We start from the raw sequence: 14907 nt of genomic DNA, 5'->3' as shown, positions 1-14907 counted from the left end.
GCAGCCTGGATGGCCGGGCCGTTGTCCCTGCGGAAGTCGGCCAGCGTTTTGAAGTCGGGCATCAGCCGACCGGTGAGCCAGATCAATTCGATGTTGCGCTGGCTCTCGCGTTCGAGCCGGCGGCTCGACGGCACGCGGTTGAGGTAGCCGTAGAGGTAGATCTTGAGCAGCGTCGCCGGATGGTAGGCGGGCCGCCCCGTCGCCTCCGGCATCGCACCCGCAAAGCCGAGCGCGCCCAGATCAAGCTCATCGACGAACACTTCAACGAGGCGAACCGGATTGTCGGCGGTGATGTAGTCGTCCAGGCAGTCGGGAAGGAGCGTGATCTGCTGACGATCCTCGCCTGCAATGAAGCGCTTCATCCCGACCTCCCAGATCGAGCTTCACTCTACCAGACCAGCTCGTTTTCACACAGCCTGGACCCATCTGGGACATCTGAAACGTCCGCTTTCAGCGCCCACGCCGAACGACGTCTCGGCAGTGGTGTCGGCCTGAACACGCGTTGGGATGGTGCTCAGACTTATGCGCCAGTTGACGCTTACTACTCCTTCACTTCACAATTTCGAACGACGATATTCGCCCGTCCTGGACGTGGCAGGCGCCGGGTGCGCGCAGGGCGATGCCATTGGAGGCGCACCATGGGTCTGAGCGACTTCCTCGCACGTCGGACGGTTGCGTCTAAGATTCAGCAACTGCGCGCTGAGCTTGCCGCCGACTCCTCTTATACCCGTCGCCGCGCCCTCCGGCTCAGTCGCGAGGCGGTGGAGGCTGCAAAGAATCTTCCAGCGCGAAGTCGCGAACGGCGCGAGGCGCTCGCGATGTTGAGCCTCACGGCGCAACGGACCGGGGAGGAAGACGTCTCAATCGCCGCTGCCCGCGAGATTTGGGATGGCGTCGCTTCACTGGCGGAGGCTGACGACCTTGACGCCGCAGCGGCGAACAATCTGGCCTGCCTTTTATCTCGGGACGGCGATTTTGAGAGTGCGGCGCGCCTCTTCGAGGCGTCGCTAGCCATCAAACGACGCGTTCTCGGCCCTCAATCACCTGAGCTCCTGGGGAGCTTGGAAGACCTTTTTCACTGCGCCGACCAGATGGATAACACAGAGCTGGCCCTCAGGACTGCTCAGGAGCTGCACGACATCCTGCTCGAACTTGTGAGCCCTGAGCATCCTGCGATCGAGGTCGCCGCTACCAACATAGACATCGCTCGGCGTCGGCTCGGGTTGGAAGACGACCCCGCCGCACACGAGCCTCGTTCTCCGACCAATCCCTTCGCCGAAATCGATACGAGAGCGGACGAAATCATCGCCGCCTACGCGGCAATGGATTCGGCGCGGGCCTCGGCCCTGCATGCGAGTTGGCTTGAGGAGCGTCGTAGGGCGCTGCCGTTCGGGGTGCCGACGATGGCAGACATGCTCCTTGAGAGCTTCGACCCCGTCCTGCGGTGGGCGCTCACCCTCGACCAAGCGGGGGTCGCCGCTGCGAATGCCGGGAACCTTTCGGAAGCTGTCGCGGCCTTTGAGCAGGTCGCCGAAGTGATGCAGGCCTACTCGCGACCCGATTGGCAATCGGGCGCCAAGTCGAACCTTGCGCGCATTCTGACTATGCAGCACGACTTTCCGCGAGCTAAGGCGCTGTTCCGTGAAGCGCTCACCCTGACCGAAAGCTTGCCGCACACCCACAAGTGGCGCACTCCGGTCCTGCGTAACCTCGCGCAACTTTACTGGACCATGGCGGAGGTGGAGGCGCCCGATCCATCCGCCCGGCTCGAAGTCCTCATGCCTGCCGGCGAGCGGCCGGAGGACTATACCGTTCAGCTGAGGTTTCGCCGGCCAATGCCGGTCGAGGGCGAATCGCCCCTCTCGGCACTCGCGCGGCAACTCACCGCCCGCTCAGTCCTATACGAGTCGGCCGGACACGAGCATCGCGCGCGCCGCCTTCTAGAGTTTTCGCTTGAACTTCGGCGGCTTGAATGTCCCGAGGGGGACGAGCCGGTGCTGATGACTTTGGTGGATTTGATCGACCATGATCTGAAGTACGGTCACGCCGCGAGCGCCGAAAGCGAACTGAACGAGGCGTTGTCCCTGTCGCGGGAGCTGCACTTGCCATCCCGCATTCGCCTTCATCTGCTCCAAAGCCGTCTGCAGTTGCTCTTGGGCTTGAACCGACGTGGAGACGCCCTTGGCGCTTTAGCGGTTTTGGAGCTGTTCTCAGAAGAAGACGACCTTGAGGATGACGTGCGCAGTCTCGCGCGTGAGAACGTCGCCATCGGGTACCTGCAGGTCGGAGCTGTCGCCGAGGCGCTTCCGAGCGTGCGGACCATCCTCCATGAAGCAGGCGATGCAGCGGATGCTAGCCCGCAGCGGCTCGCCAGCCTCGCACAGTTCGCCATCAGCGCCGGAGAGCTTGACCGTGCGGAGGCGTGGCTGATGCGGGCGCTCGAAATCTGGAAGGAAGAGACTGGGGAATGGACGGCCGCCTACGCCGCGGCCTTGTCCAACGCTGGGACCGTCGCACGGTATCGCGCCGACTGGGCGACCGCCGCCCAGCGGCACGCTCGAGCGGCGGAGATCCGCGCGACCGTGCTCGGACCGCAGCATCCGAATGTGCTGAAGAGCCGCGCCCGGCACGCCATGGACCTGCGGATGCTCGGGCGCTTCAAGGCCGCCTTCGACGAAGCCGTGGCGGCGACGTCGATCGTCGCACGGCTGCTCGGCGAGGCGGCGACGATGTCCGCAGAGAAGAACCTCATTTCCGCCGCGCGTTACTTTTCGAACCTGACAGGGCTGGCGCTCTCTCTACTAGTCGAGGCGGGCCCCGGTCGCGTTGCTGAGGCGTATGGACTGGTCCTGCGTCACAAGTCGATCTCGGCGATGGCGCTGTTCGCGCGGCGCAATGCCGTCCTAGGCGGTCGTTACCCAGAGCTCGCGCCTAAGCTGGAGGAGCTCCACGAGCTACAGACCCAGATCGCCGCCGCCACCTTTGCTGGCGCGGAAACCGCCTATGTCCTCGTGGAGGCGGAGCTTCGACGCGACGCCCTGGAAGCCGAGCTCGCCCGGGCCATCCCGGAGATGGCCGTGGACGCGACCATGGCCGACCTCTCGGCCGCCAAAGTTGCCGCGGCTCTGCCGCCAGGCGCCGTGCTGGCGGAGGCTGTGGTCTACGAACCGTGGCGGTGGGAGCGGCTGGACTTCGACCCGAGCCTCGACACGATCACTGGAGACCCGCGCTATGGCCTCTTCCTGCTCGACGGCGCCGGGGCGGCTGAGTTCCAGGACATAGGCGACGCTAGGGCGATCGACGCGCACGTCCGCATGATGAACACCGCGCTGGAGGAGGGGCGCCCTTGGATCGAGCCCGCTCGCGCACTTGCCGCGGCCATCTCCGAGCGGGTCAGTACGTTCGCCCGGGCCCGTGCTGCGGAACGTGTATACATCGCGCCGGACGGGGCTCTGTCGCTCGTGGCGCTGGACGCCCTCGACAGCGGCGACGGCCGCGACGTCGTCGAGGTGTTCGAGGTCGTGTTCCTGACGACAGGACGGGATCTGCTCCGGGCCGAGATCCCTGCGCCGGCAAGTCCGCCCGTCGTGGTCTACGCACCTGACTTCGACCGGGTTGTCTCCGGTCCGGAGGCCGACTCCGATCAACATACCGAGACGCCCGGGTCGCCCAAGCGGCTCAATGTGCGGTTTCGGCCGCTGCCGGGGACTATTCGCGAAGGCGAAGCTGTGCTGCGCGTTTTCCCGGGCGCAGTCGGCTTGACGGGGGCGGCAGCCACTCGCCGTGCGCTTCAGCAGGTCCATCGGCCTGCGTTCCTGCACCTAGCGACCCATGGGTATTTCACGCCCGGCGACGAGGTGGACGAGGAGGTCGATCCGATGCTGCGTTCAGGCCTCGTCCTGGCCGGAGCCAACGTGGAGGACGACCCCGCGGGTATCCTGATGGCCGCGTCGGTAGCCACCCTGGACCTGCTGGGGACGGAGCTTGTCGTCCTTTCCGCCTGCGAGAGTGGCCTCGGGGACGCCGCCGCCGGTGAAGGTGTCTTCGGGTTGCGCCGGGCCTTCGGCGTGGCTGGGGCCCGCGCCCTGGTCATGAGCCTATGGGAAGTGCGGGACACGGCGACAAGCGATCTGATGCGCCTGTTCTACGAAGGCTTGGCGACGGAAATGAACAAGGCGGCGGCCCTGCGCGCGGCAAAGCTCGCGTTGCGCGAACGGTCGGCGCCGCCGCGCGACTGGGCGGCCTTCATCCTGGAGGGCGATCCTGCGCCGCTCAGTCCTAGAGCTTGAGCGCCGTCCACACGCTGCCCGGCAGCTGCCGGGCGCTTTGTTCGGCAAGGCCGGGGACGTCTTCAGCTCTGACCTTCATGAGATCCCACCCCCACCTCAACAGGGGGCGTCGCCCCTCGCGCAGGTGCAGGAGAAGGTCGGGGCGCCCCCCCTGGAAGGCGGTCCGCAAGACCTCGACGTCCAGCGCACCTGCAACGGGTTTTCTGAACTTCGGAAACTTCAACATGGCGGCGCCTTCGGGGCTCATCGCCAAAGCGTAGGCCGCTGCAAGGCGTAGGAGGTCTGTCTCTGTCTTCCTCTCCTCCGACGGCGCCTTAGCGTGGAGAAGTTCGAGAAGCCCCTCCCGGGAGAGCCAATCGAGGCGGCCGGCGGAGAAGAACGCATCCCAAGCGGGATGGCCGATGTTACTGAACGGCTCCACGCGCCCGGCGCGCGCCTCTATCGCGAACCGTTGCCTGGGCAGGGCGGCGATCTCGAACCCAGCGAACTGAATGAGCCCGCCAGGCACCACGTCATAAAACTCCCAAACGACGGTGGCGTCGCCGCGGCGAGCAAAGAACCCGTTTCGCAACGGCGGGCGGCCAATTTCATTGGGAAGCTCAATTACCGCCGGCTCGCCGCCGCCCGGACCACGTACTTTTACGATCGAAGTGCGGCTCCAGTGCCCCCAGGGTAGGTCGATGGACACGCGATAGGCGCCTGGGAGAAGTGTCAGCAGCATTGGCCCGTTGAGCGGCAGACGCACAGGATCGTCGCCCTCAGCTTCCAGCAGCAGCGTCGCCGATTCTGCCAAGGCCCCCGGAAGGGTTGGCGGCACTTCGATCCGCACCGTCGGCAGAACGTCCTGCGCCGGCGTGCCCGGCGGCGCCACGACAACAAGTTCATTGTTGATTTCAGCGACAAGACCCGCCCATTCCGCCGCAAAGGCCCGGGCGCCCTCCTCCTCACTCGCGCTCCAAATGGCAGGCTCGTAGTCCCCGAGGATCGACCGCCTCTGCCGCTGCAAGAGCAAGTCGGGACCATGCTCATGCCGCACGAACTTGAGCCCGAGGTCCTTCGCCCGTTCCATCAGTCGTCCGGCGCGCTCGTCGGCGTAGATCCGGTGCGCGTTGTAGGTCGGATTGCCCGTGGGGGCGACCGTCCGCAGGTTGAAGCTCATGAGTTCGGCGTAGTCGGCTCGGGCTCTCCGTCCACGCGTCGGTTCCAGTATCGTGAAGACCAAATCAACGGTAGAGCTGTTTACGGACGCGTCGAGGCGTGGCGGCTCCGGTGGCCGCTCAGGGTTGCGCCCACGGGCTTGCGCCACCACGTCTACCCCCTCGGGCAGTCTGAGGGTCGCTGGCAGGGCCACCGGCGGGATCGACAACACATGGTTCCACGTCGGGGCGATGGTGACTAGGCGCACGCTCTCGAGCAGGGCGCGATCACGGTCCGGACGAGCATCCACCGTCACATCGGCAAGGCGTTCGGCTGACCAGGTGAGGATCGGGCCGCATCTGACCGCGCCGCTCGCCGTGGCCCGCGGTGTCTGGGCGGCGCCCTTTAGCCGCTGGGCGGCCTCTGACACCTCAGGTGCGATCACGTCCTGCATCAGGCGGTCGAGCGGCAGCCTGAGCTCCCCGGTGTTCCAGTCATAGCTTACCGCTTGGTGGACGGGATCATCGTCGCCGAGACGCAGTAGGCGATCAGGGTCGAGTGCGGCGAGCAGCCGCGACATCATCAGACCGCGACCCTGATCCTCGTAGGCGCGCTGACCCGGAGATGCGGAGAAGGCTGCGGCGAGCCCCGTGTCCGCGCGAGGTGTGACGGTCTCGTCCGGCGGGCCTCGCGGTCGCACCCGGCTGCGCAATGTGGGCGAGGCGACGTAATTTTCGCAGGCGTCGCAGAACAGGAACTGCTCGGGGAAATTCATAGACAGAAAAAAGTCAATGAAGCGGGAGACGCCGAGATTGGCGGAGAAGTCGTTGTCGACCCCATAGTCTTGAAGGAGTAGCGCGGGTTCCTGGGGTGGAACCATGATTCCATGGCCCGACATCACGATGAACAGACGATCGCCCTTCGCTTGGGTCAGGGCATTGAGGCTGCGCCAAACTGACCTCCAAGTGGCGTCGGCGAACCGGATACTCGTTCCTTGAAAGGCTAGATCATCGGGCGCGGGAGGGGACGCCGGTGAGAGGTGTAGGTGAATCGCGTCCGGCGCCACCCCGATGTCCGTCAGCCACCGACAGGCGCCGATCGCGTCAGCGGTTGCGCCGCTCAGTTGGGGGATCTCGGCGAGATCGTAGGCTTCGACGCCCACCACAAGCGCGCGGGCGCCCTTTCCGCCGCGGATCATGGGCATTTCGCCGCGATAGCCTGATACACCTGGGGAAGTCGGAAGTAGGCGCCGTGAGACTCCGGGAAAGAGGTTCCAGACGAGACCTCCAGATCTTCAATCTTGCCGACGCCTGCGAACGAAGGCGACGCGCGGAATGAGAGGAGGTCGTTGCGGTCGAAGATGTTCAGCCAAGGTGTGAACGGGGCGCCGGCGCCGCCGCGCCTGACCGTCGCGAGCGCGTCGCATTTGAAGAAGAAGGCAGCCTGTGACCCAACGGTAATGAGCTGTGCGACCTCCCGTCCCGCTTCATTGTTCGAAAGAATGTCGAACAGGATCACGCCGCCCAGGCTGTGCCCAACGAGCACAAGCGGCTTGTCTCGCGGCGCGCCCCCGATGGCGCTCAAGACGGCGCGGCGGATCTCTTCGCCGCGGCGCTGGTACAGAAGGATGTCGCCGACGCCGGGGGAGGCCGCCTGCATCAGACCGCTGCGTCGCTCACGTCCGAAGGTGGTCGCGCGTGCAAGGCCAAAGTCCTTGAGGCGCTTTCCGAGCCAGTCGCCGAGGCCTCTCGTCTGCGGGGCGATGGCCGCCGCAACGGCGCGCACAAGTTCCATTCGCTTCTCCGGAAGATAAAGCGCGTCCGGCCCTTCGCCGATTCCTGCTCGCGACCGCGACAGGGTGATGGCGCTGACGGCCCGAGCGACAGCCGCTACGAATTCGGGATCGTCCGGATCTCCGACGGCTGCAGCTCCCTCAAGCAGAGTTGTCTCGCGGGCAAGCTGCGCGGCAGCGGCGCGAATCAAGCTGGCGGACACCCCACCTGGCGCGCCCTCGATGTTCAATTGCTGAAGCCGTCGTGTGACGACGACCTCCGGTGGGTCCGCGCCTGGCAGGGCGGACCCCGTCCGGGCAGCGGCGCCCGGCGGCTCGATGGCGACCACACGGAGTTCGAACAAATGGTCGTCGAGCAGCAGGCTCCACAGCCCGGCGTCGCTGCTCTCAGCGTCCATCAGGGCACGGGCGGGCTCGGGGAGCACGTCTCCAAGGTCGTGCTCACTGATCTGCACGCCATGCAGATCACCCCAGGCGCCAGGGCGAATCTCGACGTCCGCCGAGCGACCCTGGGCATCCAGTCCGTCGCGGATGCGATTGACGGTCGTATCGCCGCGCACGCCCGTGCCGTGCACAAAGATCAAGGTCGATGCCAACTACGGCCTCCCGCCCTATGTGCGAGAGCATAATCCACAAGTCTCAGGCGCGCGCAACATTGATGTCACCCACCGGCCGAACAGTAGGCGCCGGCTATAAAAGGGAGCCCCCGCGTACGACTTGCGTCATTAGGGTCGGCTCTCGCTCGGGAGATCCTCGGCGCCAAGTCAAGAGTGGTCCGAAACGTCGATCGCGCTCGAGACTGGATTCCGCAGCAAGGAGCCGCCGTCGGCATCTCGCCGCGGCGAACATCTGAAATCGGGCGGGGCACCAAGGTCTGCCGTCTACCAAGGCTATGTGAAAACGCAGGGACAGTAGAACGATCTTTCCTCGTAGGCCCTGGGCAGTGCCCGTATAGGCATCCTCATGGCCCTCCGGCCGCTATACATTGAGCCAAAATGGGGCGTCGTAGAGGTTTTTTCTGCATTTTCGGCGGCTCTCTTAGTTTTCGCACAGCCTCCACCCTAACCGGACCCTCATGGTAGATGACAATGGAGAGATGCGAGGATTTTTTTGGAGCGGTTACTTCGCGGCATGGCTTCCCGATCTCCCACGTCTCATGGCGAGCTTGTGTCGTGCCCATCGGCTGACACGACAACTTAGGATTTGAGGCAAACGGCCGTCCTGTTTACACTCCGGAGTAGAGGCGGCAAACTGGGCGAACATAATTAGCGGTCCATGAACGTGGATCCGCTCGCGTCTACAACGGCCCAGCTTGTGACAGGCTCTCTTACGGAGGTTAGCGCAGGCTATGGATCACGTTATTTCAACAGTAATAACGAATCAATTCGGCAATTTTCCAGCAAATGCAAGCCTACGAGAAACAGCATATGCTATAGACTCGGGTAGGAGGAAAAAATGCCACTCAATCGGCGAGAATTTCTTGAACTGCAATCCAAATGCTTGGCTCTGGCGAGCTCGGTTGCCGTCGCAGGGTGCGACAACACAGGCACATTTACCTCACTCGTAGTTGAGAATTTTGGCGCCGATGTGGCTTCGCCTACTCTGGAGCAAACGGTAAATTTAAGCTGGGCTTATAATTACGACAACCCCGAAATCCAGCAAAGCCGAAATAAACGTGTGAGGGCTCAGCGCTTGATTATCAAGCGTCTTCATCTGATAGGGATTGCAGAGCAAGCGATAGTAACCGGGCAAGAAATCGCAGGCAACGCCATTTTTCAAGCCGAAACTCGATCCTTTCAGTTGACTTTTAATGGCCCAATCGTTGTTCAGCTGCAGGGCTCCTTTTTTGAGAGTACGGCAAATGACGGATCCGATTTTCGCCCACACACGTCTGCCGTGCTAAGCTTGCGGCTCAATCAGGAACTCTTTTGCCGAGCGGTTTTTTCGCCCGGCTTAGGGCAGCAAAATGCGCTGTACCCTTATCTCGGATACTCTCAGGATCCCAACCCAGATTTCCCATTCATTTTTCCCGCTCAAGTGGAATTTACACAATTCGTTGCCTTCCATGACACAGGAACTCGGGGCCAAGTGGATCTTGCAACAAGAGCGCCTCAGATTTTCCAAGCCGAAAGGCCTTTTCGAGCCTTATCTTTCAGCGCTCTGGAGAGTGATAATTTTAGGACAATCGACGGGTCCTCGTATCCAGCGCAAATTCTGCAGAACCCCAATCTCGGCTTAACCAACTCGATGCTATTTGCTGGCGCGATAGTATTCAATGGAGAGGTCTTGAGGCCGACAAAAGGCCAAGATCCCTCGAATGGGGCACGTCGCGTCGTCGGCGTAAATGAAAGCGGCGTCGCAGTTGATCAAGTAATTATACCCATATTCTTGGCAGTGCCCATGCTTTTTGGCCAATCTGGCAATAGTTTTACAGTGGCCGATATTCATGCCGGCAGTGCAATTGATAGAAGCAGGTCGCCCCAACAGCAAAGGCCACTGGTGCTTACGGCGCTCTCAACTCCCGGCCAGACGGCAACGGGGAATTTAGGAACTATCCAACAGTTGGGCCTGACTCCTCAGGGTGGCGGCTTTCTTCATCGGGGAGCGATCAAGGGGGCCCGACTCGTTCGCGACGTAACTACGCTAAATCAGGATATATTTACATCTATTGTAGACATATTGAGTTTAGAATGGCTATGCCAATTTATGCGGGACGATCAGCTGGATCAGCTGCTGAATATTGGAAATGAATGAGCGCATCCGTTGCATTTCTATAAGTGCGGAAGCTATCGAAATGCAACAATAGCAAGATAACAACATAGGTATCTAGGCTGTGTAGGTAGCTGTAAATACACCTGACCGCCATGACCTTTCTCAAGATCAATGCCGAGTGTACTCGGCCAAACGGGAAACGTCAGCATCGGCGGACGGCCTCGCCATCGTCGCATGTCATCGGTCGCGCTTGGCAGACCGAACTAGCCTCGGACGGTGGCCAGCTCGGAGAAGCGGATGAAGCCGAGTTCAGAACAGCCGAGGCCCACGTCGAGCCATTCTCATACTGCAAGCCATGCTTGCGCAAAGCAGTTCGCAGGCCCGAGCAGGATTGGCGACATCTTATAAACGCATTACAAAACGGGTTCTGGCGCGCTGGTGAGGATGGCGAAACCGACCCTTCCCGACGATCTCTTGCATGCGATCGCCCCGCTTCTTCCCGCGGCGAAGCCACGCCCGTTGGGTGGTCGTCCTCCGTTGGAGCATCGAGCCGCGCTCACTGGCATCCTGTTCGTTCTACGCACAGGCATCCCGTGGGAGTGGCTGCCGGTCGGGATGAATTGTGGCTCGGGCATGAGTTGCTGGCGGCGTTTGCGGGACTGGCAGGAGGCCTGCGTGTGCTCGGCTGCATCAGATGCTCCTGGAGTGCGTTCACGCAGCCGGTGAAATCGATTGTAGCCGATCAAGCCAGGACAGCGCCTCCGTCCCGGCGAAAAAAGGGGTTCGGCCACGGGCCCGAACCCGACGGACAGGGGCAAGGCGGGCACGAAGCGCCACCTCGTGCCGATGCCCGCGGCACTCCGCTCGGTCTCCCCTGACAGGCGCCAACCGACACGACAGCCCGGTGATGACTGACGTCCCCCCATCGCTTTGGTCCGGCGTGAGTGCGAGTTTTCCGGTTGTGTGAGCCCCTGATGGGAGGAGCAGAGCCGTGAAGAAGAGCAGGTTCACTGAGGAGCAGATCGCCTTCGCGCTGAAGCAGGCCGAGACGGGGACACCGGTCGCGGAGGTGCTGCGCCGGATGGGCATCTCCGAACAGACGTTTTACCGCTGGAAGAAGCTCTACGGCGGCTTGGGCACAGGCGAGCTGCGGCGGCTGAAGCAGCTTGAGGACGAGAACCGCAAGCTTAAGCAGCTCGTTGCCGATCTGAGCCTCGACAAGCACAGCCTGCAGGACGTGCTCGCAAAAAAGCTCTGACGCCTGCTCGGCGACGCGAGCTCGTGCACCAGGTTCAGGAGGCGCACGGGGTGAGCGAGCGGCGCGGCTGCGCCGCGCTCGGCGTCGGCCGGTCGAGCATCCGCTACCGCTCGACCAGACCTGATCAGGCACCGCTGCGGATGCGCATCTGTGATCTGGCCAAGAGCCGGGTCCGCTACGGCTACTTCCGAATCTACATCCTGCTGCGCCGGGAGGGTTGGCGGGTGAATCACAAGAGGGTCCACCGTCTCTACCGGGACGAGGGGCTGAGCCTGCGGCTCAAGCGACCGCGCCGGCACGTCAGCGCGGCACACCGTGAGCGTCAGCCTGCTGCGCTCCAGCCGAACGAACGCTGGTCGATGGACTTCGTCTCCGACGCGCTGTTCGACGGCCGCCGACTGCGGGCCCTGACGGTCGTCGATGCGTTCACGCGCGAGGCTCTGGCGATCGAGGTCGACCAGGGCATCAAAGGCGAACAGGTCGTGGCTGTCGTCGACCGCTTGGCGCTGCTGCGCGGAGCACCGTGCGCGATTCAGGTCGATAACGGGCCTGAGTTCGTCTCGAAAGCCCTCGACCGCTGGGCCTATGAGAACGGTGTCACGTTGGACTTCTCGCGCCCTGGCAAGCCGACCGACAACGCACTGGTCGAGTCGTTCAACGGCCGGCTGCGCGACGAGTGCCTGAACGCGAAGTGGTTCTTGTCGTTGGCCGACGCGAGGAGCAAGATCGAGACGTGGCGGCGGCACTACAACGAGAGCCGTCCTCACACCGCCCTGGGGTGGCGAACGCCCCAGGAATTCGCCCTGGCGGCGGCCCTGCAGGCCGCCGAATGAGACCCGGAGGCTCACCTTTCGGCCGGACCAAGATCCGGGGGACCCTCAATCAAAGCCCGCTTCCCACCGAGGTCGTGTGAGAACGCTGATCTTCAGGGGTGGAGGGGCCGAGGGAGAGTAGCGCGGTGGATGGAGGTCGCGGGCTTCAGGCCCGGATGGCCCTCATCAGCGGACCGACCCCGAAGATCTGGATCATCCGCTTCATGTTGTAGGCTAGAACCTGCAGGCTCATCTCGGTTCTGACCTTGGCCAAGGTCCGGGTCAGGAAGTGAGTGGCGCCCATCCAGGCCTTCAGCGTGCCGAACGGGTGCTCCACGGTCTGGCGACGGATCTTCATCGCGTCCGGCATCCGGTCGAGCCGCTCCTGCATCGCATCGAGCACACCCTCGTGCACCCAGCGTTTGACACGCCGCGTCTCCGCTGGCGTGCAACGGGGCTTGAGCGGGCAGCCGAGGCAAGCCGTCAGGTTGCGGTAGTGATCCATCTCGTCGCCATCGGCCCGGCGATCGGACCGGGTAACGCCCTTGGTCAGGTGCTGGCCGGCGGGACAGATGTAGTGGTCACGTTTGGCGTCGTAGACGAAGTCCTGTCCCGTGAAGAGGCCGCGCTTGGCATGGCCAGGGGTCAGGGTCTTGGGCACGCACGGCAGCACGCCGGTGCCCTCGCAGGCCAGAACCTGTTCCCCGTTAAGGTAGCCTCGGTCGGCCAGCACCGTGAGCGTGGCGCATCCCGTCGCCTCCTGCGCCAGAAGCCCCATCGGCGCGAGTTGCGCCCGGTCGCTGCCGACGTTGGTCACGGCGTGGGCCACTATCAGATGGTGCTCGGCATCGACCGCGGCCTGGACGTTGTAGCCGACCATGCCCGTACCCTTGCCGCTGGTCGCCATGGAGCGCGCGTCGGGATCGGTCAGCGAGACCTGGCCGTCGGGTGCAGCCTCGACCTGCTGCCCTCTCGCCTGGAGAACCTGCATCTGCGCGCGCAGGCCCGCGATCTTCTCCTTGAGCCGTGTCGTGCGCGCCTCGGCGATGTCGCTCGGCTCACGGTCGGCCCGGTCCAGCGCCGCGAGGTAGCGGCCGATGCTTGCCTCGACCTGCGCCAGTCGGGCTTCGACCTTGGCGGCGGTGAAGTTCTTATCGCGGTTGTTGACCGCCTTGAACTTGCTGCCGTCGACCGCGACCACTGCCTTGCTGAACAGATTCAGCCGGCGGCACAACACCACGAACTGCGCGCAGACGGCCTGGATCGCCGGACCGTTGTCCTTGCGGAAGTCGGCCAGCGTCTTGAAGTCGGGCATCAGCCGGCCGGTGAGCCAGATCAGTTCGACGTTGCGTTGGCTCTCGCGTTCGAGGCGCCGGCTCGACGGGACGCGGTTGAGATAGCCGTAGAGGTAGATCTTGAGCAGTGTCGCCGGATGGTAGGCGGGACGGCCCGTTGCCTCCGGTACCGCCCCCGCGAAGCCGAGCGCGCCCAGATCGAGCTCATCGACGAACACTTCGACGAAGCGAACTGGGTTGTCGGCGGCAATGTAGTCGTCCAGGCAGTCGGGAAGGAGCGTGATCTGCTGACGATCCTCGCCTGCGATGAAGCGCTTCATCCCGACCTCCTCAGATCGGAAATTACTCTACCAGGTCAGCGCGTTTTCACACAGCCTGCACCCGTAGCGGACCAAACTCTCAAGTCGGTGGGCGCTCTGCCAGCTTGTCGTCGCGGACCGGCCCTGCTTCCCTTAGCAGGGCCGCCTTGTCCCGAGCTTGGCGAGCTTCCCGGAGGGCGACGTACAGCTTTTCGATAAGGACGTGACCGTCCCAATCATCAGCAATCCGAATGACGGTGTCGCCGTGCTCAACCTCGAAAAGGCACGGCGCATGAGGCTCAAACGCATGGTCGCTGAGCGCGGGGATGGGCGCTGATCGCGGGGAAGGCATCGTGGTCTCTCATCGGTATCGGACGTGCCGCCACCGGAGACCTATCTGGATATGAAAGCGCCGCCGGGATGCGGCGGCTTGGTATGATCGTTGGTCGTGATCGAACGCAGCCGCCCTATGGTGAGGGTGGGCGATAGCTCACGGCATTGCTGGCGCGACGGATCATGGGTGGTACTTACGCCAGCGTTCCGGGAGCCGTCAACGAGGCACGCATTGGATCCGCATCCGACCCCTTGCAGGCCCTGGGAAGGTCAGCTTCCAGGCTGTCGACGAGGCAGAGGACGACGACCAGCTTGATTGGATTTACGCCTGTCCGCTTCCTGTTCGATCGTCGAAAATGCTGCCGCTTATAGACTTTCCCACAAAGGGGCGTCGGTAGGCCGGGCCACCGCGCAGACGCATGGCGGTGCCGAGCTAGCTCAACTCGAGGCCCATACGCCCAACGCGATGATGCTGAACGCCGCTCCCAAGGCCGAGACCCCGAGCCAGCCGGCATGAGCGTAGGCCGTGGTCGCGCCGATCGCGCCTGTGGCGCTGCCGACAGCGTAGAACACCATGTAGCCGCCCAGGAGACGGCTGCGGGCATTGGGGTGCCGCGCAAAAAGGATGCTTTGATTGGTGACGCGCACAGCCTGCACGGCGAGGTCGAGCAAGATGACACCGACGAGAAGGAGGGGGATCGACTGCGCCAGCAGCGCGATCGGTCCCCATGAGCCCAGCAGGACGACAAGGGCCAAGCCCGTCGTCCATTGGCCAAGGCCGCGATCCGCGAGCCGGCCGGCAGCGGTTGCGGCGAACGCGCCAGCCATACCGAGAAGGCCGAACAGGCAAATCTGCGTGTGGGAGTAGGCGAAGGGTGCAGCGTTGAGGGGCGACACCATCGCCGTCCAGAAGGCCGCGAAGTCGAGGAGTGCCAGGATGCCCCGTACGAGCAGGATCGGGTCGTGCAGGAACAGGGTGG

General features: G+C 63.5%; 8 protein-coding genes and 1 pseudogene. 4 read left to right on the top strand and 5 right to left on the bottom strand.

Features of this window, described 5'->3' with window-relative positions:
- Positions 1–362 (bottom strand): transposase (locus E4V01_RS18680; RefSeq protein WP_135299358.1); only part of this gene is annotated, 362 nt, incomplete at its 3' end.
- Positions 363–638: 276 nt separating this feature from the next.
- Between E4V01_RS18680 and E4V01_RS18675 the strand changes: the two genes are divergently transcribed.
- Positions 639–4289, top strand: a complete 3651-nt coding sequence (locus tag E4V01_RS18675) for a CHAT domain-containing tetratricopeptide repeat protein (protein WP_135299357.1) — start codon at positions 639–641, stop codon at positions 4287–4289.
- Here E4V01_RS18675 and E4V01_RS18670 read toward each other — a convergent pair.
- Positions 4279–6624 (bottom strand): caspase family protein, encoded by a 2346-nt coding sequence (locus E4V01_RS18670; protein WP_193763230.1) that lies wholly within the window; start codon positions 6622–6624, stop codon positions 4279–4281. The genes E4V01_RS18675 and E4V01_RS18670 overlap by 11 nt on opposite strands.
- Positions 6621–7814, bottom strand: coding sequence for a hypothetical protein (locus tag E4V01_RS18665; RefSeq protein ID WP_135299355.1), 1194 nt, complete (start codon positions 7812–7814; stop codon positions 6621–6623). The genes E4V01_RS18670 and E4V01_RS18665 overlap by 4 nt, the downstream gene beginning before the upstream one ends.
- 859 nt (positions 7815–8673) lie before the next feature.
- On the opposite strand from E4V01_RS18665, the gene E4V01_RS18660 reads away from it, so the two are divergent.
- The 3 genes and pseudogenes from E4V01_RS18660 (at position 8674) to E4V01_RS18650 (ending at position 12021) form a co-directional block, all read left to right on the top strand.
- A complete protein-coding gene (locus E4V01_RS18660; RefSeq protein WP_135299354.1) occupies positions 8674–9972 on the top strand; it encodes a hypothetical protein in 1299 nt (432 codons plus the stop codon).
- Between the two features lie 402 nt (positions 9973–10374).
- Positions 10375–10870: pseudogene (locus tag E4V01_RS18655) on the top strand (IS5 family transposase); the annotation flags it as partial.
- Between the two features lie 51 nt (positions 10871–10921).
- Positions 10922–12021 (top strand): IS3 family transposase gene (locus E4V01_RS18650; protein ID WP_135299353.1). Its coding sequence is split into 2 segments (ribosomal slippage): positions 10922–11174 and positions 11174–12021, totalling 1101 coding nucleotides; the frame shifts between segments, so codons are not numbered across the junction.
- Positions 12022–12166: 145 nt separating this feature from the next.
- Here the strand turns inward: E4V01_RS18650 and E4V01_RS18645 are convergent.
- The gene (locus E4V01_RS18645) at positions 12167–13615 is read right to left on the bottom strand and encodes an IS1182 family transposase (RefSeq protein WP_135299352.1); all 1449 of its coding nucleotides are present in this window, start codon (positions 13613–13615) and stop codon (positions 12167–12169) included.
- Between the two features lie 750 nt (positions 13616–14365).
- Positions 14366–14827 (bottom strand): hypothetical protein, encoded by a 462-nt coding sequence (locus tag E4V01_RS26260; RefSeq protein ID WP_245517609.1) that lies wholly within the window; start codon positions 14825–14827, stop codon positions 14366–14368.
- Positions 14828–14907: the final 80 nt, after the last annotated feature.

Origin of the sequence: Methylorubrum sp. Q1, assembly GCF_004683995.1 — a bacterium.
In the GTDB taxonomy this organism is placed as follows: Bacteria; Pseudomonadota; Alphaproteobacteria; order Rhizobiales; family Beijerinckiaceae; genus Methylobacterium.
The sequence above is the reverse complement of the archived record's forward strand: the minus strand, read 5'-3'. Positions and strand labels throughout refer to the sequence as shown.